Raw genomic sequence first — 19,869 nt, forward strand, 5'->3', positions numbered from 1 at the left:
GATGAATCAGCCAAAAATCAGCGTTTTTCACGATGTTCCATGTCAATTGGGCGAGGGGCCGGGTTACGATCCACTAACGAAGAATGCCTGGTGGTTCGATATCGTCACGGGCCGTCTGTTCGAAAAACCCTTGGCTCGCGGCGACGTCGCAATCCATCAACTCGGGCAAATGGCGAGTGCGCTGGCGGTGGTCGACGCGCAGCATCAGTTGATTTCCACGGAGACCGGGCTTGTGCTTCGTGATCGCCATACGGGCGTGCTGAAAATGCACCAGCCAATCGAGGCGGATAATCCGATTACCCGCTCAAACGATGCGCGCGTGCATCCAGCCGGTGCTTTCTGGATTGGCACAATGGGCAAGAAAGCAGAGCAGGGGGCGGGCTCGATCTATTGGTATCGAAAAGGCGAATTACGTAAAATATTCAACGACATAACAATTCCAAACTCGATCTGCTTCTCGCCCGATGGCAGTATTTCATACTTTGCAGATACAGATAAAAATATAATCTGGCGAGTCGATACCGATCCTGAAACCGGGCTTCCCATTGGCGAGCCGACAGAGTTTTATCGACACCAGGAAAAGGGCGGCGTTGACGGTTCTGTAGTCGATGGCGATGGCAATCTGTGGAATGCCTGTTGGGGCCGTTCAGCCGTGGATGTCTATTCGCCATCCGGTAAGCGCATACATTCCATCACGATGCCCGTAAAGCAGCCTTCCTGTCCCGCATTTGTCAGCGAGGATACGGCGAGCATGATCGTTACAACGGCCTATCATGATATGAGCGAGGCTTATCACAAGACTGATCCTGATGCGGGCAAGACGTACCTTGTTGAGCTGGCTGGTAAAGGCCGCTTTGATCGACCTGTGCAATTGTAATTGCAACTCAGGAACCATTGCCGGGCATCATCGTTTCCTCCCTGTAACCAAATATCAACGACTACGAACGCAAGCCGCCTGGCTGCGAGTGGTGGTCTGTGTCTGTAATCAGGAGAATGAACATGGGATTTTTTTCCAAGGATATCAAAACGATGGACGACCTGTTCGTCCATACGCTTCGGGATATTTACTATGCGGAAAACCAGATCGTAAAAGCTTTGCCCGAGATGATCGACAAGGCTACTGATCAAACTCTCAAGGATGGATTTGAAAAACATCTGCAGGAAACACATCTGCAGATTGAGCGTCTGGAGCAGGTTTTTGCCCAGCATGGTGTTGAAGTCAGTGGTGTGAATTGCCCAGCCATTGATGGCATTCTGGAAGAGGCCGACGACATTGCAGGCGAGGTAGATGATGATCGCGTTCTCGATGCGGCGTTGATCGCTGCCGCTCAGGCTGTCGAGCATTATGAAATTACACGCTATGGCACGCTCGTCGCATGGGCCAAGCAGCTTGGTCGCCATGATTGCGCCGCCCTGCTTCAGCAAAATCTCGATGAAGAGCTAAAGACTGATAAGGCTCTGACCGGCATGGCAGAAAATCGCATCAACGCTGCTGCAGCGTAAGTTTTGGCATCCGTACGGCCAGTCTTTCAAGCCACCACTTGAAACGGCTGGCCGCACCATTTTTTGTTGGTCAGAACCATAAGATTTGAGGATTAACAATGGCCAAGAGGATCGAAGCGCCAAGGATAAAGCAGGGCGAACAGGGTTACCCAATTCTGGTAGTGCTGGTCGTGTTGTTCGGGCTAGCAGCGCTTATCTGGCTGGGCGTTGAGGTCTACAGTCAATATATTGCCAGTGGCGGATAGCTGGAGCCGTTCGCAAATAGCTCCTCTCTTGCCCAGATTACAATAGGAAACGGCGCTTGCGGATCATGCCGCCAACGGGTTAACAAGGCTGCGAAATACCGCAATCGCTCGGGAGCGCAGTCCGCCGTATGAACCATCCTAAAACCTCCGATATGAAGTCAAGCTGGGCAGTCGGTCTCATGACCGGCACTGTGCTGGATGGTTTCATCGATATTGCAATGATACGCAGTGATGGCGAAACCATTGACGAGTTCGGCCCCTGGGAATTGGCACCTTATCCCACCGATATTCGCTCGCTTTTGGCGGAAACTTTGGACATTGCCCGTGAATGGCAATTCAAGGGTCCTGAGCCGGAAATCTTTCGCAAAGCGGAAATCGCGTTGACGGAAGCGCAATCGCTTGCCGTCAATCTATTCCTTGAAAAGCATGGCTTCCAGTCTTCCGATATTGCAGCTGTCGGCTTTCACGGTCAGACGGTTCTCCATGTGGCGCCTCAAGGTGGAAATCGCGGATTCACACGACAATTGGGCGATGGCGCAATCATGTCGCGGATTGTTGGAACGGATGTTGTGTTCGATTTCCGTTCTGCGGATGTAGAGGCAGGCGGGCAAGGAGCGCCGCTTTCGGCGATTTATCACAAGGCCATGTTGCAAAAGATTGGAGCTGGCGCCGATCATGCCATGCTCAATCTGGGCGGTGTCGCCAACATCACCTGGTGCAATTCAAGCGACATGATCGCCTTTGATACCGGTCCGGCCAATGCTCCGGTCAATGACTGGATTCGGGCGAAAACGGGCAAGGAAATGGACCGTGACGGCAAGATTGCCGCAAGTGGAAACGTTGATGAGGAGCGCTTGCGCGTGCTTCTCAGCCATCCATTCCTCCATGCACCATATCCTAAATCGCTTGATCGGTTTGATTTCCCGGCATCTATGGCTGACGGTCTTGGTCTTGAAGATGGTGCAGCGACCCTGACAGCTTTTACTGCTGGCGCGGTGGGAAAAGCGTTGGACCTTCTGCCGGAACGACCCAAGAAGATTGTCGTATGTGGCGGTGGGCGCAAGAACCCGGTCATGATGAAGGAAATTGCCAAGCGAGCTAGTGTGGAGGTGATCATCGCTGACGATGTGGGCCTGCGCGGCGATGCGGTAGAAGCGGAATGCTTCGCTTATCTGGCAATGCGTTCGCTTAAGGGACTGCCACTCAGTTTCCCGCACACAACAGGCGTTGCAAAACCACAGACCGGCGGCAGAATTGCACGCCGCGGCGATTTAGAGGTCTCAAGCTAAAACAGAGAAATTCGAATTGCTTCAGATCGCGCATTGCTGGATCTGGCTTGGTTCCATAAGATAGATTACGCGATAACTATGTGTATCCGGGGTGGGTTCAAGGATGAAGTGCGACACGTATTGAATGTCTGGTTTAGGAGGATGCAACGCGCCCGGCGGTGCATCCCAATCTAATGCGTACTTCGCCAAAGTACCCTGCTATCAGAAATGCTCGTTGCTATCTGCCCTCTTGCCGAGGATCAATGCAGCGATGAGGCCGAGCGCCACGCCGAACATGACATAATAAGTCGGCGCCATGGGTGATCCGGTCTTCTGGATCAGCCAGGTCACGATGAACTGTGCAAAACCACCAATGAGCATCACGGCAATATTGTACGAGATTGACAGGCCCAAAGACCGCACGCGTGTTGGAAAGAGCACGGCCATGACTGTGCTGAACACGGCAAAGAATGCTGCCGCGCAAAGACCGGTTGCCAGCTGTACCACGATAAGCCTGCTGATCGTGGGAGCGGCTGTCAGCCACGAATAGAGCGGAAACAAGATGACGAGATAGACCGCAAGCGAGGTGATCAACAGCTTGCTTCGGCCCACCCTATCGGAAAGGATACCCATCAAGGGTGTCAGGACAACAACCCACAATGCCCCAAGCATCTGAACCTCGAACGTTTCCTGAAGTGGCAGCTGAAGGATCTTCGTCGCGAAGGTCACGAGATAGGTGAAGGTTATATACACCGTAACAGTAGCAGCTGCGACAAGCCCGATGCCCAATACTGTTTCGCGCCATGAGCTTGCCAGCAATTCTCCGATACTGATGTGGGTGCCTTTAACGGTCTCTTCCCGTTTGGCATTGCGGAATACTTCGGTCTCATCAAGCCGTTGACGGATATAGACGGCAACAGGAATGATGACCAGGCCAACGAAAAAGGGAATGCGCCAAGCCCATGCCTCGATCTGTTCCTGCGTAAAATAGACTGTCATTAACGTGCCTGCGGCGGCGCCAATCAACAATCCGATCATCTGGCCGGTCATTTGCCAGGAGCCATAAAAGCCACGCTTTTCGCGAGGTGCCATCTCGATGAGCAATGCTGTCGCCGTGCCGAATTCGCCGCCGGCCGAAAAGCCCTGTATCAGCCGGGCGATAAGGATCAGCAATGGAGCCAACACGCCCGCCGCTTGATAGGTCGGAGCGAATGTGATGATCGCCATGGAAACCGCCATGAGCGAAGTGATCAACACCATGGCAGCCTTGCGGCCATGCTTGTCGCCATAAAGACCAAGAATAATGCCGCCGACGGGACGCATCAGAAACCCGACGCCAAAAATGGCCGTGGTCATCAAGATAGCATTCAAGTCGCTGCTTGAGGCGGAGGGATCGACCGGGAAAAACAACCGCGCGATGATGGGTGTCATAAAGGCAAACACAAGAAAATCATACCATTCGAGCGCATTGCCGATAACAGCAGCAACAAGATTACGCACCGGCACTTTGTGAGGCTGCTGCATGATTATTCCTTTATCAGTGGGGTTTTCTGTCAGAAGGTCGTAGCCAGCCTGCCAGGAGACTCGCTTCAGCTACAGTTGAACCCCTCTCCCGGATTGGTCCAGTCCCTAGAAGTTGTTTTCCCCATGAACCAATGGTGCGCTGCAAAATCCCTTATGTTGCGCCGGGACAAGGCTCGCTGTTGCAAATTACTGAAACAGGCTTTTATCTTGGCCGCGCGCCGAAACCGGGTCTAACGCTATTCGAGAGGGTCCAATCATGAAATATTTCTATTCTCCCGACACTTGTGCTTTAGCCGGGCATATCGCCCTTGCGGAAGGCGGTCATACGCCGCAGCTGATCAAGGTGGATGTTTTCACGCGAACCATCAAGGAACCTGGCGATTACAATAAGGTAAATCCCAAGGGCTATGTACCCCTGCTGGAATTTGACGATGGCCGGCAACTTACGGAAAATGTTGCAATTCTCAACTGGCTCTCACGAAACTCGCCGCGATTTTCGGAAGGGTCAAAGCCTGATATCGACAGGCAAACTGAGATGCTGGCTTTCATATCAAGCGAAATTCAAAAGCCCTTCGTCTTTTCCTTTTTCCTGCCGGGTGACGAAGCAAAAAGCGACCTGACCAAAATGGTCGCCGGGCGGTTCGCCTATCTCACCGAGGTGCTCGATGAACCATTTCTGTTGGGCAGCGATTTCAGCGTGGCGGATGCATTTCTCTATGTCATGTTACGCTGGGCGCGCATGTCGAATATGGAAGTATCGCGGCGGCTCCTCGAATATCGGGATAGGATCGAGCGTATGCACTCAGTACAACGAGCTTTGACTGAAGAAGGACTGGCCTAAAGGCTTTAGAGTCTCTTGCTCCCAAGGTGCTTGGACCAGGTTTAACATCAAATGAAAGCCCCAGTGACATTCAGAGGTTGTTTTTGCGTGGTGCACAGGCCATGCTCCAACAATACCGAATGTAGATCAACTGTCGGTTCTATACGTTGAGAATGAAATGGAATTAAGCATACTGGCGACGGGGATTGTGCGGATACTTGGTATAACCGCGCTCGTCATCCTTTCCTATTCGATGGTCATTCGTAATTTTCCGAATGGTTGGAAAAAGAGCGCTGCTATCGGCATCCTCTTTGCCACTGGTGCCATATTGTCGATGAACGATGCGGTGATGCCGGCACCGGGTGTCTTCTTCGATGGCCGCACCGCTCTCCTGGCAATTGTTTATCCTTATGGGGGACTTATTGGCACCGTCATTGCTGCTTTATTGATCGCTGCCTATCGCATATGGCTCGGCGGCGTTGGTGTCGTGCCAGGGCTGTTGTCCATCTTGATGCTTTGCTGCGTGAGTTATGCTGCAGCGCGTGTTCCGGTCCGAAAAATTCCGGTTGGCTTTGGTCGCTCGACGCTCATCGGGCTGGCTGCATCGCTCTCGATTATTTCCGTTGTGCTGCTGCCAGGTGAAGTCGTTGCAACCATTGTCGGCGCGCCATTGATCGCAGTCATATTGGCCAATATTGCCAATGTGGTCATTATCGTCAATTTCCTGGAAAGGGAAAAATCCCGCTTGAGGATCATCAGGGCGCTGGAGCATGAAGCTTCTGTGGATCCCCTGACAAAGCTCCAGAATCGCAGGGCCTTCGACAAGGCAGCTTTAAGAGCAATGAATGATAATCGAGCCAAAGCGGCCCATTGCTCGTTGATAATGATTGATATTGATCATTTCAAAACAATCAACGACAGGCTTGGACATTATACGGGTGACACGGTACTGGCTGATGTGGCGGCAATCATCCAGAAGAATGTGCGCCTTGGTGATGTTGTGGTCCGCTATGGCGGCGAAGAAATCTTGCTACTGCTCGCCAATACAAAACAGGATGCTGCCAATGCATTGGCAGAACGCGTGCGCAGCGAGATTGAAAATACGGATTTTGTCTCGGGATCGGAAAGCGTCAATGTCACTGTGAGCGCCGGTGTTGCCAGCTTGGGCGAGAAATATGCAAGCATGGAGGCCTTGCTCAAGGCTGCTGACAAGGCACTTTATCATGCAAAGCTAAGCGGCCGAAATCGCGTCGAGGTCGCTTAGCTCGGTTTTTTAAATACCCTCGCCATGCATATGACCATCGTGAGTCAGCGTGGCTATGAAGCGTTTTGTACGTTCATGCTTGGGCTGAGTGAAGATATCACGTGAAGTACCCGTTTCAACAATTACGCCGCCATCCAATACGATCACTTCATTGGCGATGCGTGAAGCCAGCCGCAAATCATGCGTGGCCATGACCATTGTTGTGCCTTCCCGCGCCAATTGAGCCAGAACATCGACCACCTCGCCCGATAGTTCCGGGTCGAGCGCAGAGGTAGGTTCGTCGCACAAAAGGACCTTGGGTGATGGAGCCAATGCACGGGCAATGGCGACACGCTGTTGCTGTCCGCCGGAAAGTGTTGAGGGCCAGACCTCCGATTTATGTGCAAGGCCAACTTTTTCCAAGAGGGCCTTTGCGCGCTCCCTCGCCTTCTCTTTGGGCCATTTGAGAACGGTGGTCAGGCCCTCGGTCACGTTCTCAATCACGGTTCGATGCGGAAAGAGCTGGAAGTTCTGAAAGACCATGCCGGTGTGACGCCGGAGCAATTGAATTTGTTTCGTCGAAGGTTTGACGCCCGGCTGAAACTCAAGACGGTCTCCGGCGATTTCGACGCTGCCAGCGGTGGGAATTTCAAGCAGGTTAATGCAGCGAAGCAACGTGCTCTTGCCGCCACCGGAGGGGCCGACAAGTGCCATGACCGCACCTTCTGCTACATCAAGAGAGACATTCTTCAGGACTTGAAGATCGCCAAAATTCTTCTCGATATTCTTGAGTTGGATCATCATGACCGGGCCTCCAGAAAGCCACCATACCGGTTGAGCCGCGTTTCCAGTCTTGCCTGCAAGGATGAGAGAACCGAGCTTAAAATGAGGTAGATGATCGCCGCTTCAATGTAGAGAATAAGTGGCTCATAGGTCGTGGCGACAATCCTCTGTGCCGCCTGGAAAAGCTCGGGCACGGTGATGGCGGCAGCGAGAGAAGTGTCCTTTACCAGTGAGATAAATGTGTTGGATAAGGGGGGCACTGCGACGCGGGCAGCTTGTGGCAGGATCGTGCGTCGCATGGCTTGCGACCAATTCATGCCGATAGAATATGCCGCTTCCCACTGGCCTTTCGGAACAGAGGAAATGACGGCACGAAGAATTTCAGACGTATATGCGCCGATATTGAGCGTGAAGCCAATCAGTGCAGCGGTGAAAGCATCAAGAACAATTCCGGCGCTTGGCAGGCCATAGAAGATCAGGAAAAGCTGAACCAGCAACGGTGTGCCACGGATAATCCAGACGTAGAATTTGATGATGGCCGCAAAGGGCGCGGGAGCGAAAAGCCTTATAAGCGCTGCGAGCAGGCCAACAGAGAGCCCCAGCACAAACGATAAAAGCGTCAGCGGAATGGTGAAGATCAAGCCAGCCCACAAGAGTGAGGGCAAGGATTCGAGCATCAAAGTAAGCCAGCTGGGCACGGCCTCTTCTCCTTGGAAAAAATAAAAGGCAGGGGGACAAACCCCCTGCCCTGTTAGAGCGTAAATTCTGTTTGCCGTAAACGGTGATTACTTGGAAACGTCCTGGCCGAAATATTTGTCGGCAATCTGTTTATAAGTGCCATCGGTCTTGATTGCTTCAAGCGCCTTGTTGATTTCTGCCAGCAATTCAGGCTCGCCTTTGCGAATGATGATTCCGGAGAAATCCGCATCGGCCTGTTCAGCTGCAATTTTTACATTGGCGTCGGGCTTGTGTTTTTTGAAGTCAAGAAACGACAGGCTGTCATTGACGGTTGCATCGGCGCGTCCGCTCAACAGAAGCTGGATTGATTGATCGAAGCCGTCAGTTCCAACCAGCTCTGCGCCATTGCTCTGGGCGATCTTGCCGAAATTGCTGGAAAGAGATTGAGCAGACTTTTTACCCTTCAGATCAGCAAAACCCTTGATTTCATCATTGTCGCCTTTGACGATGAGAACGGCCTTGGATGCGATGTAGGGTTCGGAGAAGTCATACTTGGCCTTGCGGGCCTCGGTAATGCCGACCTGATTGATAACAGTATCGTAGCGCTTGGCGTCAAGACCGGCAATCAAACCATCCCATTTGCCTTCCAGGAATTCGGCTTTCACGCCGAGCTTTTTGGCAATGGCTTCGCCGATTTCCACATCGAAACCAACAAGCTTGCCGGCGGCGTCGTGATAGGTAAATGGCGCATAAGTGCCTTCAGTACCAATCTTGAGAACACCTGCGGACTTGATTTCCTCAAGGTTCGAGCCTGCGAATGCATGCACGGGTGAGATTGCCAGAGCACCGATGACGACGATTGATTTCAGCCAGTTCATTTTATTTCCATCCGATATCTATGCGCCGCTGCGTCTTTGTACGCATTTGGGCTAATGATTGGAAAATGTCACTTTGTAGATCGCCTGTATAGGCATTCTAGCGTCATGAAAGTAGAATTAGACGAAATTCATACCACATTTTACGGGATATCAGGAATATAATTTCGGTGCGGTTGTTTTCTTCAATTGCCAACCTTACGGGCGCAGGCACAATTTCTTGAACCATTTTGCATAGACCTTCCGCGTGGTTCGACAAGCTAACCATGAGGAAGGTTTATGCCATTGCATCGAGCTCGATTCACGAGACTTGCAGCCCACCCATCCCCTCATGCGAGCTCCTGAGCTTGACGAAGGGCGAACCACGCAAAGACGTCTATGCTCTCTATATGGCCTACCCGATGCGCAAACCGCTCGCGCCATGGAAAAGATGGACATTCTCTGGCTTGATGCCAAGTCCAATCATATCTCCGGGTTGCCGGTCTGTCCTACCCATGGCGAATATACAGGTCTGGTGCCCGGAAAGCTTCGTATAGAACTGCGTCGACAGACCAAGAGGCTCTATGACCTCTATCTGCGCCTTCAGACCGGTGCCGCCGCCGACTTCAATATTCTCGGGGCGAATGCCAATTGTCACTCTTTCGCTGTCCGAGATTTCCAATTGCGGAAGCAGGCCAATGGTCTGACCGTCGCTCAACTCGGCCCAAGCCTTATCCCCCTCGCGGCGTACCACAGCTGGAAGGAAGTTCATTCCCGGAGATCCGATGAATCCTGCAACGAAAATATTGGCCGGATTATCGTATAGTTCCAAGGGCGTGCCGACTTGCTGGATAATGCCATCATGCATGACCACAATGCGGTCTGCCATGGTCATTGCTTCCACCTGATCATGGGTGACGTAAACCGATGTGGTTTTCAGCTGCTGGTGCAGCGCCTTGATTTCCGTACGCATATGCACACGAAGCTTGGCATCGAGATTGGAGAGTGGTTCGTCAAAAAGGAACACTTTGGGATCACGAACAATAGCGCGGCCCATGGCAACCCGCTGGCGCTGACCACCGGAAAGCTGGCGCGGCAGACGCTGAAGAAGCACATCCAGCCCCAATCGCTTGGCGGCGCCGCCGACCCGATCCAGAACAAGTTCCTTGGCAGTTTTGCGCAGCGTGAGACTGAAGCCCATATTCGCGGCCACATCCATATGCGGGTAAAGCGCGTAGGATTGAAACACCATGGCAATGTCACGATCCTTTGGCGCTACATCATTGACGACGCGGTCGCCAATCCTGATCTCTCCGGCGGAGATTTCTTCAAGCCCGGCGATCATGCGTAGCAAGGTGGACTTGCCGCAGCCTGACGGCCCGACAAGCACGACAAATTCGCCATCCGGAATTTCGAGATTAACGGCAGAGAGCACATTCATGGCGCCGTAGCTTTTCTGGACGTTGGTAATAGTGACAGAAGCCATCGTGTTAAATCCCTTATTAGCCCTTCACCGCACCGGCCGTGAGGCCTGTGACGAGGTATCGTTGCAGGAAGGCGAAGAATAGACATGCGGGTATCAAAGCCAGCACCGAGGCGGCCATCATCTGACCCCAGTCGACCGCAAACTTGCCAATGAATGTGAGTAGGCCAACCGCGAAGGTTTTCTGGTTGTCGCTGCTAATAAGCATCAATGCGAACAGCAATTCGCTCCATGCCGCAGTGAATACGAAACCGAGTGTTGCCCCCATTCCCGGTAGGGTCAGAGGAATGATAACGCGGCGCAAGGCTTGGCTGCGATTGCAGCCATCGATCATCGCTGCCTCTTCCAGGTCTTTCGGGATGCCATCGAAAAACGATTGCATGAGAAATGTGGCAAAGGCGATGTTGAAGGCAGTATAGATGATGATCAGACCGGTCAGGCTGTCAGTCAGCCCAAGCTGGCCCATTATTCGATAAATTGGCGGTATCACCATGACCAGAGGAAACGTCTGGGTCAGCAAGAGTGTGACGGCGACAGTCGTTTTTCCACGAAATGAGAAGCGCGACATTGCATAGCCGGCCGCCGATGCAATGATTGTTACCAGCACTGCCGTTATGACTGATACAATGACACTATTGACGAAGTAGCGCGGAAAGTCTGTAGCGCGCAAAACAGTCTTGTAATTCTCGAATGTTGCTGATGACGGCCAAAGCGTTATGCCCTCTGAATAGAGAAGCGATTGCGGCGTGACTGAAATTTTCAGTGTCCAGAACAGGGGAAAGAGCGCAAAAATTACATAGGCGGCGACTGCGCTATAAAGGCCAATTCCGCCAAGAATCCTGGCATTGCGTGAGCGACCGGCGATCATCAGGAATACCTCACGAGAGATTTGCGAATGCGGATCAAAACAATCGCGTAGAGGATGAGGAGTGCAAGCAGGAGTACCGCGACCGCTGAGGCGTAGCCTTTGTCCAGCGTCTTGAAAGCGCTCACATAAATATAGGTTGCAACTGTATTGGTTGAGCCCGCGGGTCCGCCCTCGGTCATGACATAAATCAGGTCGGCAAAAGTGGCGATCCATATGGTGCGCAGCATCACTGTGATCGCAATGGTGGGCGCGAGAAAAGGCAGGGTCACTTTCATGAAGCGCTGCCACGGGCTCGCCCCATCAATGGCCGCAGCTTCATGCAGTTCGCCGGGAATGGATTTCAACGCAGCCAGCAGGGTGATGGCGAAGAAGGGCACGCCGAACCAAACATTCGCTATGATAGGCCCCCACATGGCGGTGGCTGGATCAGCGAGAATATTGGTGGGTTCGGACTTGAGCCCCAAAGCGAACAGCCAGTGTGGCAAAGGCCCGACAATCGGATTGAAAAGCCACGCCCATGTAAGACCTGAAAGGAAGGACGGAACTGCCCAAGGCAGGAATACGATGGCCTGCACCACTTTCTTGCCGTAAAAATTGCGATCAAGCAGCAATGCCAATCCTAAACCAAGGAAGAACTGCAAAACGAGGCTGGCAACAGTCCACCACAGTGTATTCATCAGCGCCTGACCGAGATTTGCATCATGCAGCAGGGCTTCATATTGACCAAGGCCGACAAATTCAGATTTGAACGCCGAGAACTTCCGGAAAGAATAGCTGATACCGAATATCAGCGGAACGACGAGCACGAGCAAAAGCAGGACAAGTGCGGGGCTCAGATAGAGCCATGGTTCGAAAACAGTCGAGAAACGGCGCTTGCCACCTTCCCTTCCATTCCCCTGCGGCAAACCCGCCGCTGTTGCGTGTGTCATTAGAATCTTTCTCCATAATACACGACACAATGCTTTAAGCTCGTTTGCATAGGTTTTGTGCGTGGTTCGACAAGCTCACCATGAGGGACGTGGTTAGTTGCAAGGTTTTCTGCAACGTCTCAGAATCCGGCTCCCCGCAGCTTATAAACTTCCCTCATGGTGAGCTTGTCGAACCACGCACAAGGCAATTGCAATCCCCGCAATGAATGCTCCGGCACAGCGCACCGGAGCATTCATTCAACTTAGATTATTTCTTGTTCTTGGCCATCCAGGCTTGCTGCTGTTCGGTGAGGAAAGCAGCCCACTCATCAGCAACGGCTTTTGGCGTTTTCTGGCCGAGCAATACTTCCTGAAAATTCTTGACTGAAACGGAGTCATAGAAATTGCCGAGGTTTTCAAGATGGGTTGGTGGTGTCACCAATTCGAAGGTTTTTGGGTCGTTGATTTCCTCAAACCATCCTTTGAAGGCTTCAGCGCCGAAATATGGGTCTTTGTCCGCACCATTGTGAATCGGCAGAACCCCAACATTCTTGGCGAATTCGATATTGTCTTCAGGCGAAAGCAATGTCGCCATCAGTTTCCATGCGTCATCCTTGACCTCGGAATCAGCAAACATCGCCCAACCTGCATAACCCAAAGTCGGGTAGGATTTACCGTTTGGTCCTGTTGGCAAGGGAGCGACGCCGAAGTCTTCCGCTTTCATTTTTTCAGCAATGCCGATCAGTGCATCTGGATCCTGATCAAGCATTGCGCAGGTTCCGGAGTAAAAGCCGGTGACGATCTCGTTGAAGCCCCAGCTCACGCTGTCTTTTGGAGCATAGCCATTCTTGTAAATGTCGGCCAGCAACTCCAGACCCTTGACCGAGCCGGGTTCGTTGATTGTCGCTGTGCCATCGGCATTGAAATAGCCGCCCTTGCCATTGGCAATGTTCATGAACATCTGAACGCCGTTGAAGCCGCCAGGACCACCGCGCAGGCAATAACCATATTTGCCTTTGATCGCAGAAATCTTCTTATTGGCTTCCATGAATTCGTCGAGTGTCTTCGGCGCTTCTTTGAGACCTGCCTCGGCGAAGAGCTTCTTGTTCCAGAACATGGCTCGGATGTAATAGCCGTAAGGGATCATGTACTGCTTGTTATCGACGACCGAACCGAACTGCTTGGCGCGATCACCGAGCGTGCCAGCATCTTTCCACTTGGCGAGATAAGGCCCAAGGTCTTCAAGCTGCGCGTTGTTGGCATAAAGGCCCATCCAGCGTTCGGGCATCTCGACGATGTCGGGCGTGTCCCCGGCCTGGACCATGGTCAGGAATTTCTCAAACGCCTGTCCCCATGGAAGCGATACAAGTTCCACCTTTATGCCGGGGTTTGCCTGTTCGAAGCTGGCAATCTGCTTTTTCAACAGCTCGGTACGAGGCGGGCTGGTGATGACCTCCACCATTTTGATTGTCGTATCAGCAAAGGCTGCCGATACTGTCATGGACAGTGCTGCGATTGCGCTGGCCAGAAATATTCCCATTCTTTTTTGCATTTTATGCTCCCATCTTGTTTTTAAGTTCAGCGTTTTGCCGCGGTGAATGCGTTGGCGAGGTCCGCCCAGAGTTCCTCGACATTTTCCAGTCCGACATGTAGGCGGATCGTTCGGGGGCTGACACCGAAGCGCCCGATCGAATTTGCGTCCGGCGTTTGCTGCAAGGAAGCAAGTGCGGGGACAACGAGGCTTTCATGACCGCCCCAGCTGACGCCGATGCGGAACAGTTTCAACGCATCGACAAAGGCAGGCACGTCGATATCGTCCGTTACCTCGAATGAAAACAGGCCCGAATAACCGCTAAGCGTGGCTTTGCCAGGATGGTTTGAATAGACCGGGTGCATGACCCGCTCGACATTGCCGTGGCCTTTAAGCCTTTCAGCGATGATAAGGCCGCTCTTCATGTGATGCGGCAACCGCAATGTCAGCGTGCGCAGCCCGCGCAAAAGAAGCCAGGCCTCGAATGGCGAGAGCTTTGCGCCGAGGTAAGAATAGGTGCGGCCATTGATCCGGTCGATCATTTCTTGCGAGCCGGAGACAATGCCAGCGACCGTATCGCTGTGTCCGCCCAGATATTTGGACGCGGAATGCATAACCAAATCAATGCCATGGCTGATTGGCTTTTGGAAAAGCGGCGTTGCCCAGGAATTGTCGATTGTGGTGACGACGCCATGTTGTTTGGCAAGACGCGCATAATGAGCGATGTCCTGCAATTCGAACATCATGGAACTTGGACTTTCCAGATAAAGCAGCTTGGCGCCCGGCAAAGCAGCGGCGACAGCATCGGGATCGGAGCCATCGACATAGTCTACCTTGATGCCAAGATGAGGCAGAAGACGTTCGAACAGACGGTAGGCATCGCCATAACAATTGCGAACAGAAACAATGCGTTCGCCTGCGCCGACGAAGGCAAGAACCATGGCGCTGATCGCACCCATTCCACTGGAAAAAGCCCGTGCCGCCTCAGCGCCTTCAAGCGCCGCGATCTTCTTTTCAAACTCCATGACAGTCGGGTTATCACCGCGGGAATACATTGGTTGGCGCTTGCGACCGGCGAAAGCATCGGCCATTTCGGCGTAATTCGTGAAGGTGAAAAGTGAAGTTTGATAGATTGGCGGAACAACAGAACCGCCTGGAAAAGGATCGTCATGCGCCAGCAGAGTTGCGGCTTGCGCCATCATGTCCTGATCGTGGAAAAAAGGGTTATCATTCATTCTAAATATGAACTCGGTTTTTCTGGGTTTGTTTTTTCAGGTTGGCGGCACCGCGCTTCAGGTCATCCTCGACTGTGGCGATCAACTTCAGTGCCTCTGCTCTGGCAGCAATAGGATCGCGCGCGGCTATCGCATTGAACAAGGTGCGATGGTAGGGAAAGCTGGCATGACCGAAGTCGCGCACGCCAAGCGGGTGCTCCCAGAAGCGGTGAAACATTTCATACATGGCAGCGATAATCTGCTCGAATAAAGGATTGCCAGATGTGCGGAAGACAGCCAGATGGAAGTCCCAATCCTCATCGGCGGACATGCCATGGCGTTCATGAAATGCCTCTTCCATCTTGATCAGTTTTTGCTCGATCATGGCGATATCCGCATCGCTGACACGTGCTGCCGATAGAGCCGCCGCCTCAGCTTCAAGGCCGCGCCGAATTTCCAATGTATGCATCAAGCTATTGAAATCATTGCCAGAAGCAAGAGTGAGCGGCATGTGCAGCATATTGCGCGTAACGGCTGCCTTCAAATAAGTGCCACTGCCCTGCCGCCGCTCCACGAGGCCCAATTCCTGCCAGCGGGTGAGCGCTTCGCGGACAGTTGTCCTGCTCACCTTCAAGCGCTCGGCAAGGACACGTTCCGTCGGTAAACGGTCGCCTGGCACAAGCCCCTCATCCGTCACAAATCCAACAAGCGCCTGCAAAACCGCATCGTCCCGTGAAGATGTATGAACTGGAGAAAGGATCTGGCTGATCAAGCGACGCTCTTTCTAAATTGGTTGGACCATTGTGCCAATTGAGCACGAAAGAAACCGGGAGTCAAACAGGAATGTCAGGAAGCCTGTGGGACTTGCCTGTGCTCCTCGGGTGAATTGGGTGAGCAGCCTCAAAAGTTAGTCCCGCGACAAGGTGATGAGTTTTCCGCATAACCATGGAGGCAAATGCAAAACGCCCGCTTGCGGGGACAAGCGGGCGCTTTCAGAAAGCTTCAATATCCAGATCGGGCATCATTCAACCGACAACAACTAAATTGCATGCGTAGGTTGTATTTTTTGGGTAAAAATCGACGATTCTTCAGCAAAATTCCGCCCTTTTGCGGAAAAAGTCTTCCCAGTTCAAATAAAGTCGGGAAGAACTCCTGCCTTTTTGTGGTTTTCCAGGTAGGCACGGAAAATCGCTTCGATTTTTTCCCGTGCCTGTCCTGTGTGAAGCTGGATCACGCCTGGTTTTGCCCCCGGTTAATCGAGATCGAAAGCAGCACCAATGAGCGTCTTTGTATATTCATGATGCGGGCTTTCAAATATGTCTTCGGTCTGACCTTCTTCGACGATTTTGCCGTTCTTCATCACCACCACATAATCGGACATGGCTTTGATGACCGCCAGATCATGGCTGATGAAAATATAGGACAGTCCATGCTTTGACTGAAGATCACGCAATAGTTCGATAACCTGTCCCTGCACCGAGCGATCCAGCGCGGATGTCGGTTCATCGAGGATAACGACCTTCGGCTTCAAAATGATAGCGCGGGCAATGGCGATGCGTTGCCGTTGTCCGCCAGAAAACTCATGCGGATAACGGTTGCGGGCAGCGGGATCCAACCCAACTTCCTTCAAGGCGGCAACCGCCCGTTTGTCACGGTCTGATCGGCTTAGTTGCGGCTCATGGATGAGCAGCCCCTCTGTGATGATTTCACCAACAGTCTGCCGCGGCGAAAGCGAGCCGTAAGGGTCCTGGAATACCAATTGCAACTGTTTGCGCAATGGCCGCATGGCGGACCGGCCAAAGCTCGAAATATTCTTGTCGGCGAAATGATAGTGGCCACTGCTCGGCAAGAGACGCAGCAGAGCGCGACCCAAGGTCGATTTGCCCGATCCGGATTCCCCCACGATGCCGATTGTCTGGCCTTCCTGAAGACGGATAGTCACGCCATCCACAGCACGGAAAAGCGTGTGGGCACTGGTAAGGAACCCTCCACCTATTCTGAAGTCGACGGAAACATTGCGCCCTTCAAGCACGACAGGAGCGGTTTCCGCCGGGGGAGCCTTGCTGCCGCTGGGAACAGCGTCCAGCAACATTTTGGTGTAGTCTTCCTGCGGCCGTTCGAAGATTTGCTCGACAGTGCCTCTTTCGACCACTTCACCTTTGCGCATCACAACCACAGTTTCGGCAAAATGTTTCACAATGCCAAGATCGTGGGTGATGAGCACGATGGCCATGCCAAACCGCTTTTGCAGGTCGCGCAGCAGGTCCAATATTTGCGCTTGAATGGTAACGTCGAGCGCAGTTGTGGGTTCGTCGGCGATCAAGAGGTCGGGCTCATTGGCAAGCGCCATGGCAATCATAACGCGCTGGCGCTGGCCCCCCGACATTTCATGCGGATAAGAATTGATGCGCCGCTCAGGCTCAGGAATGCCGACAAGCTTGAGCAATTCCAGCACACGCACCTTAGCCTGTTTGAAGCTGAGACCCTTGTGGTGAACGATAGGCTCGGCAATCTGCCGCCCAATCGTATAAAGCGGATCAAGCGAGGTCATGGGTTCCTGAAAGATCATCGTGATCTTTGAGCCGCGGACCTTATTGAGTTCCTTGATCGGAAGCCCGATCAATTGCTTGCCGCGATATTCCGCGGAGCCGGTGACTTTGCCATTGGCTGCAAGCAATCCCATGATACCCATCATGGTCTGGCTTTTTCCGGAACCTGACTCACCGACGACGGCAAGCGTTTCTCCGGCCTTCACATCAAGGTCAATGCCCTTGACGGCATTCACGTCACCATCCGGTGTTGTGAAGTCTACTTTCAGTCCGCGAACGGACAATATGGTTTCATTCTTGTCCGTCATCTCAGCGGTCCTTCGGATCGAGTGCATCGCGCAGCCCATCGCCGATGAAGTTCAGCGAGAACAGTGTGACGACAAAGAAGATGGCGGGGAAAATCAGCAGCCAGGGTGCAGACTGCATTTTGTTGGCTCCTTCGGAAATCAAAGCGCCCCAGCTTGTCAAAGGCGCTTGAACGCCAAGGCCGAGGAACGACAGAAAGCTTTCCAAAAGAATGACCTTCGGCACAACCACTGTGACGAACACAATGACGGGACCAATCGTATTTGGAATGATGTGACGACGGATAATCTGCCAGTCAGTCAAGCCCAATGCCTGCGCAGCGCCGATGAATTCGCGGCGTTTCAAGGCCAGGGTCTGGCCACGCACGATACGCGCCATGTCCAGCCACTCAACGGCACCAATGACAAGGAAGATGAGAATGAAACTTCGCCCGAAGAACACGACGAGGACAACGACAAGGAACACGAAGGGCAGTGAATAGAGAATTTCGACAAGGCGCATCATGACATTGTCGACACGCCCGCCAAGATAACCCGATATCGCACCATAGGTGACACCGACAGCCAGCGAAACGAGGCTGGCCAAAAAGCCGACAGCAAGGGATATCTGGCCGCCAAGCATGACACGGGCAAGCAGGTCGCGCCCGTTATTATCTGTACCAAACGGGAAATATTCGCGATTGACATCGCCCGTCAATTTCAGAGTTGCGCCACCATCTTCCGTGGCCGCAACCTGTGTATTGTCGAATTCATTGGCGCGATCGAAATAGCGCGTTGAACGCGGGTCAATCGGCTTGTCGGAATGAATGGTTGCGGTGAATGTGTTGCCGTCCACGGCAAATTCGCGCAACTCAACTCTGGCGCGGTCGGCGACGCCTTTCATCACTTCACCAAGACTATCCGCCTTGGGAAGCGGCTCGATGCTGGGTGGCACCGTGACATAGGACGAGAACACCTGATCATAGCTATGGCTGATGACATAGGGCCCGAGGAACGAGAAAACAGTGATCAGGAACAGCAGAATACTGCCCGTCATTGCTGCTTTATTGCGGCGGAAGCGAATGGCGGCGAGCTGGAAAAGACTGCGGCCTTTGGATTCTTCCGGTGGAATAATTGTTGCAGGAATATCAGTCATGACGAACCCTCGGATCGAGAAGGCCGTAGAGAATATCGACCACTAGATTGAATACGATGACAAAAATGGCGACGAGGACAACGGTTCCCATCACCAATGTGTAGTCACGATTAATGGCGCCGAGGACGAAATAACGTCCGACACCGGGTATTGTGAAAATGCTCTCCACGACAGCGGAACCTGTGAGAAGCGCGGCAGCACAGGGTGCCAGATAGGAAACCACGGGGAGAAGAGCACCGCGCATGGCATGGGTGATCACAACAGAGCGGGAGGGCAATCCATAAGCCTTGGCCGTTCGAATATGGTCGGCATGCAGCGCCTCAATCATGGACCCGCGCGTCAACCGTGCAAAAACGGCCAGCTGCGGAAGCCCAAGCGTTATGACGGGCAATATCAAAAACGGCCAAGAGCCGTCTCCCCACCCTCCTCCGGGTAAAAGCGAGAATGTCAGTGAAAAAATCAGCAGAAGAACCGGGCCGACAACGAAGTTCGGAACCGTAACACCGGTCGTCGCGACCGACATGGTCAAGAAGTCAAAAAATGAGTTTTGCCGAAGTGCTGCAAGAGTGCCGACAAGCACGCCGCCGATGAGCGCGAACAAAAGGGCAAAACTACCCAGCTTGACCGAATAGGGCAGGCCTTTGCCGATGAGTTCGGCAATCGTATTGTCCTTGTAAATATAACTCGGCCCGAAATCGCCGGTAACGGCGTTCTTCAGATAGTTGAGATACTGGTTCCATAGAGGCTGATCAAGATGATAGGCCTTCATGAGATTTTCCATCGTCGCCGGTGGTAATGGCCGCTCAAGATTGAAGGGCCCTCCGGGCGCAAAGCGCATGAGGAAAAACGAAATGGTGACGACAATGAACAATGTCGGCACCGCGCTCGCCAGTCGGCGAAGGATGAAATGGAACATGGGCTACTCTCCAATCATGGGCGCAATCCGTAAACCGGATCG

Annotated in this window: 19 protein-coding genes; 6 read left to right on the plus strand and 13 right to left on the minus strand. The window is 52.9% G+C overall.

From position 1 onward, the window contains the following. Position 1: 1 nt before the first annotated feature. The 4 genes from AC6CHM_RS18605 to AC6CHM_RS18620 all read left to right on the plus strand — a co-directional run bounded on the left by AC6CHM_RS18605 (position 2) and on the right by AC6CHM_RS18620 (position 3,037). Positions 2 to 877, plus strand: coding sequence for an SMP-30/gluconolactonase/LRE family protein (locus AC6CHM_RS18605; protein ID WP_498174007.1), 876 nt, complete (start codon positions 2 to 4; stop codon positions 875 to 877). A 122-nt stretch (positions 878 to 999) separates the two neighbouring features. Continuing rightward, entirely contained in the window at positions 1,000 to 1,503 is a 504-nt protein-coding gene (locus AC6CHM_RS18610) for a DUF892 family protein (protein WP_115053680.1), read from the plus strand. Between the two features lie 98 nt (positions 1,504 to 1,601). Continuing rightward, positions 1,602 to 1,748 (plus strand): hypothetical protein, encoded by a 147-nt coding sequence (locus AC6CHM_RS18615; RefSeq protein ID WP_307275307.1) that lies wholly within the window; start codon positions 1,602 to 1,604, stop codon positions 1,746 to 1,748. A gap of 152 nt (positions 1,749 to 1,900) precedes the next feature. Continuing rightward, positions 1,901 to 3,037, plus strand: a complete 1,137-nt coding sequence (locus tag AC6CHM_RS18620; RefSeq protein WP_498174183.1) for an anhydro-N-acetylmuramic acid kinase — start codon at positions 1,901 to 1,903, stop codon at positions 3,035 to 3,037. A gap of 201 nt (positions 3,038 to 3,238) precedes the next feature. Here AC6CHM_RS18620 and AC6CHM_RS18625 read toward each other — a convergent pair whose 3' ends face one another. Next, positions 3,239 to 4,540 carry an MFS transporter gene (locus AC6CHM_RS18625; RefSeq protein WP_115053681.1) on the minus strand — a complete coding sequence of 434 codons (1,302 nt, stop codon included), beginning with the start codon at positions 4,538 to 4,540 and terminating at the stop codon, positions 3,239 to 3,241. Positions 4,541 to 4,796: 256 nt separating this feature from the next. Here AC6CHM_RS18625 and AC6CHM_RS18630 point away from each other — a divergent pair, with 256 nt between their 5' ends. Both AC6CHM_RS18630 and AC6CHM_RS18635 read left to right on the plus strand, forming a co-directional pair. Further along, on the plus strand, positions 4,797 to 5,381 hold the full coding sequence (locus AC6CHM_RS18630) for a glutathione S-transferase C-terminal domain-containing protein (protein WP_498174010.1): 585 nt from the start codon (positions 4,797 to 4,799) through the stop codon (positions 5,379 to 5,381). A 157-nt stretch (positions 5,382 to 5,538) separates the two neighbouring features. Then, positions 5,539 to 6,624: a GGDEF domain-containing protein gene (locus tag AC6CHM_RS18635; protein ID WP_115053683.1), complete on the plus strand. Its 1,086-nt coding sequence runs from the start codon at positions 5,539 to 5,541 to the stop codon at positions 6,622 to 6,624. A 9-nt stretch (positions 6,625 to 6,633) separates the two neighbouring features. Here the strand turns inward: AC6CHM_RS18635 and AC6CHM_RS18640 are convergent, their stop codons facing one another. The 12 genes from AC6CHM_RS18640 to oppB form a co-directional block, all read right to left on the minus strand. Then, complete coding sequence (locus AC6CHM_RS18640; RefSeq protein ID WP_115053846.1) at positions 6,634 to 7,404, minus strand: amino acid ABC transporter ATP-binding protein; 771 nt, start codon at positions 7,402 to 7,404, stop codon at positions 6,634 to 6,636. Next, positions 7,404 to 8,084: an amino acid ABC transporter permease gene (locus AC6CHM_RS18645; RefSeq protein ID WP_115053684.1), complete on the minus strand. Its 681-nt coding sequence runs from the start codon at positions 8,082 to 8,084 to the stop codon at positions 7,404 to 7,406. The genes AC6CHM_RS18640 and AC6CHM_RS18645 overlap by 1 nt, the downstream gene beginning before the upstream one ends. Positions 8,085 to 8,171: 87 nt before the next feature. Next, on the minus strand, positions 8,172 to 8,942 hold the full coding sequence (locus tag AC6CHM_RS18650) for an amino acid ABC transporter substrate-binding protein (RefSeq protein WP_115053685.1): 771 nt from the start codon (positions 8,940 to 8,942) through the stop codon (positions 8,172 to 8,174). A gap of 391 nt (positions 8,943 to 9,333) precedes the next feature. Continuing rightward, positions 9,334 to 10,404, minus strand: a complete 1,071-nt coding sequence (locus tag AC6CHM_RS18655; RefSeq protein WP_498174013.1) for an ABC transporter ATP-binding protein — start codon at positions 10,402 to 10,404, stop codon at positions 9,334 to 9,336. A 16-nt stretch (positions 10,405 to 10,420) separates the two neighbouring features. Then, positions 10,421 to 11,269, minus strand: coding sequence for a carbohydrate ABC transporter permease (locus tag AC6CHM_RS18660; RefSeq protein WP_307275296.1), 849 nt, complete (start codon positions 11,267 to 11,269; stop codon positions 10,421 to 10,423). Further along, positions 11,269 to 12,198 (minus strand): carbohydrate ABC transporter permease, encoded by a 930-nt coding sequence (locus tag AC6CHM_RS18665; RefSeq protein ID WP_115053688.1) that lies wholly within the window; start codon positions 12,196 to 12,198, stop codon positions 11,269 to 11,271. Before AC6CHM_RS18665 ends, AC6CHM_RS18660 begins: the two co-directional genes overlap by 1 nt. A gap of 247 nt (positions 12,199 to 12,445) precedes the next feature. Further along, positions 12,446 to 13,717: an ABC transporter substrate-binding protein gene (locus AC6CHM_RS18670; RefSeq protein WP_498174185.1), complete on the minus strand. Its 1,272-nt coding sequence runs from the start codon at positions 13,715 to 13,717 to the stop codon at positions 12,446 to 12,448. A gap of 38 nt (positions 13,718 to 13,755) precedes the next feature. Continuing rightward, positions 13,756 to 14,943 (minus strand): PLP-dependent transferase, encoded by a 1,188-nt coding sequence (locus AC6CHM_RS18675; protein ID WP_115053690.1) that lies wholly within the window; start codon positions 14,941 to 14,943, stop codon positions 13,756 to 13,758. A 1-nt stretch (position 14,944) separates the two neighbouring features. Continuing rightward, on the minus strand, positions 14,945 to 15,694 hold the full coding sequence (locus tag AC6CHM_RS18680) for a FadR/GntR family transcriptional regulator (protein WP_498174016.1): 750 nt from the start codon (positions 15,692 to 15,694) through the stop codon (positions 14,945 to 14,947). A gap of 480 nt (positions 15,695 to 16,174) precedes the next feature. Next, on the minus strand, positions 16,175 to 17,779 hold the full coding sequence (locus tag AC6CHM_RS18685; RefSeq protein WP_115053691.1) for an ABC transporter ATP-binding protein: 1,605 nt from the start codon (positions 17,777 to 17,779) through the stop codon (positions 16,175 to 16,177). Between the two features lies 1 nt (position 17,780). Next, positions 17,781 to 18,911, minus strand: coding sequence for an ABC transporter permease (locus tag AC6CHM_RS18690; RefSeq protein WP_115053692.1), 1,131 nt, complete (start codon positions 18,909 to 18,911; stop codon positions 17,781 to 17,783). Then, positions 18,904 to 19,827 carry an oligopeptide ABC transporter permease OppB gene (gene oppB, locus AC6CHM_RS18695; protein WP_115053693.1) on the minus strand — a complete coding sequence of 308 codons (924 nt, stop codon included), beginning with the start codon at positions 19,825 to 19,827 and terminating at the stop codon, positions 18,904 to 18,906. The genes AC6CHM_RS18690 and oppB overlap by 8 nt, the downstream gene beginning before the upstream one ends. Positions 19,828 to 19,869 lie beyond the last annotated feature (42 nt).

The sequence above is a fragment of the Phyllobacterium sp. GQ127 genome, assembly GCF_059758635.1.

What these genes read in the sequence shown, in the direction of transcription:
- AC6CHM_RS18605 (WP_498174007.1), top strand. Translation starts at nt 2, where the DNA reads ATGAATCAGCCAAAAATCAGCGTTTTTCACGATGTTCCATGTCAATTG.
- AC6CHM_RS18610 (WP_115053680.1), top strand. Translation starts at nt 1,000, where the DNA reads ATGGGATTTTTTTCCAAGGATATCAAAACGATGGACGACCTGTTCGTC.
- AC6CHM_RS18615 (WP_307275307.1), top strand. Translation starts at nt 1,602, where the DNA reads ATGGCCAAGAGGATCGAAGCGCCAAGGATAAAGCAGGGCGAACAGGGT.
- AC6CHM_RS18620 (WP_498174183.1), top strand. Translation starts at nt 1,901, where the DNA reads ATGAAGTCAAGCTGGGCAGTCGGTCTCATGACCGGCACTGTGCTGGAT.
- AC6CHM_RS18625 (WP_115053681.1), bottom strand. Translation starts at nt 4,540, where the DNA reads ATGCAGCAGCCTCACAAAGTGCCGGTGCGTAATCTTGTTGCTGCTGTT.
- AC6CHM_RS18630 (WP_498174010.1), top strand. Translation starts at nt 4,797, where the DNA reads ATGAAATATTTCTATTCTCCCGACACTTGTGCTTTAGCCGGGCATATC.
- AC6CHM_RS18635 (WP_115053683.1), top strand. Translation starts at nt 5,539, where the DNA reads ATGGAATTAAGCATACTGGCGACGGGGATTGTGCGGATACTTGGTATA.
- AC6CHM_RS18640 (WP_115053846.1), bottom strand. Translation starts at nt 7,404, where the DNA reads ATGATCCAACTCAAGAATATCGAGAAGAATTTTGGCGATCTTCAAGTC.
- AC6CHM_RS18650 (WP_115053685.1), bottom strand. Translation starts at nt 8,942, where the DNA reads ATGAACTGGCTGAAATCAATCGTCGTCATCGGTGCTCTGGCAATCTCA.
- AC6CHM_RS18655 (WP_498174013.1), bottom strand. Translation starts at nt 10,404, where the DNA reads ATGGCTTCTGTCACTATTACCAACGTCCAGAAAAGCTACGGCGCCATG.
- AC6CHM_RS18660 (WP_307275296.1), bottom strand. Translation starts at nt 11,269, where the DNA reads ATGATCGCCGGTCGCTCACGCAATGCCAGGATTCTTGGCGGAATTGGC.
- AC6CHM_RS18665 (WP_115053688.1), bottom strand. Translation starts at nt 12,198, where the DNA reads ATGACACACGCAACAGCGGCGGGTTTGCCGCAGGGGAATGGAAGGGAA.
- AC6CHM_RS18670 (WP_498174185.1), bottom strand. Translation starts at nt 13,717, where the DNA reads ATGGGAATATTTCTGGCCAGCGCAATCGCAGCACTGTCCATGACAGTA.
- AC6CHM_RS18675 (WP_115053690.1), bottom strand. Translation starts at nt 14,943, where the DNA reads ATGAATGATAACCCTTTTTTCCACGATCAGGACATGATGGCGCAAGCC.
- AC6CHM_RS18685 (WP_115053691.1), bottom strand. Translation starts at nt 17,779, where the DNA reads ATGACGGACAAGAATGAAACCATATTGTCCGTTCGCGGACTGAAAGTA.
- AC6CHM_RS18690 (WP_115053692.1), bottom strand. Translation starts at nt 18,911, where the DNA reads ATGACTGATATTCCTGCAACAATTATTCCACCGGAAGAATCCAAAGGC.
- oppB (WP_115053693.1), bottom strand. Translation starts at nt 19,827, where the DNA reads ATGTTCCATTTCATCCTTCGCCGACTGGCGAGCGCGGTGCCGACATTG.